The organism is Oleiphilus sp. HI0086, from assembly GCF_001635225.1.
Window position 1 is genome coordinate 1 of sequence record NZ_LWFZ01001384.1, and the last position, 803, is coordinate 803.

General features: G+C 47.2%; 1 protein-coding gene. It reads right to left on the reverse strand.

From position 1 onward, the window contains the following. Positions 1–776 (reverse strand): prephenate dehydrogenase/arogenate dehydrogenase family protein (locus A3756_RS23655; protein ID WP_231875626.1); only part of this gene is annotated, 776 nt, incomplete at its 3' end. Between the last annotated feature and the right edge of the window lie 27 nt (positions 777–803).

Genomic DNA, 803 nt, shown 5'->3' on the forward strand with positions numbered 1-803 from the left:
GAAGCAAGGTCTGAAGTAAAGTGATCTAAAACCTTAAGTAAGGCATCTTTATTGGCAAGAAAAATGTCATGCCACATCAAAGGATCACTTGCGGCAATACGAGTAAAATCTCTAAAGCCTCCCGCTGCATAACGGAAGATCTCTTGGTTCTGCTCCTCACCGGCAAGCGTATCGACCAACGAAAAGGCTAACAAATGTGGCAAATGGCTAGTCGCAGCAAGGACTTCATCATGCTTCTCAATCGACATTTCAAGCACGGTCGCACCGGCCATACGCCACATAGACCGAACCAGGGACAAAGCAAGATGGTTAGTATTTTTTAAGGGTGTCAATATGACTTTATGGCGCTGATATAAATTTTCATCAGCAGCCATGACTCCACTGCGTTCCGAGCCCGCTATTGGGTGCCCCGGAACGACAAACGAAGGTACCTCACCATAGACTGCTTCAACAGCCTCAAGAAAGCATTTTTTTACGCTACCAACATCGGTAACAACAGCCCCCTCTTTCAATGACACCTTTACTTCACTTAAGACATCTTCAAATGCCTTTACAGGAACCGCCAGCACAACCAAGTCAGCACCTTTCACTGCCGCAGCGATAGATTCAGCAGCCTCATCGATAACTCCTAACTCAACACCAAGCTTAGCCTCACTATGATTTAAGGAGTAACCGCAAGTGTGTGCTGCAAAACCTTCAGTTCTCGCGGCCTTAGCCAAGGAGCCACCAATCAACCCAACACCAATTACAGCCAACCTTGCAATGCGCGAGCTCACAAGCATCCTTCCTCTCGTAAAGAGTCG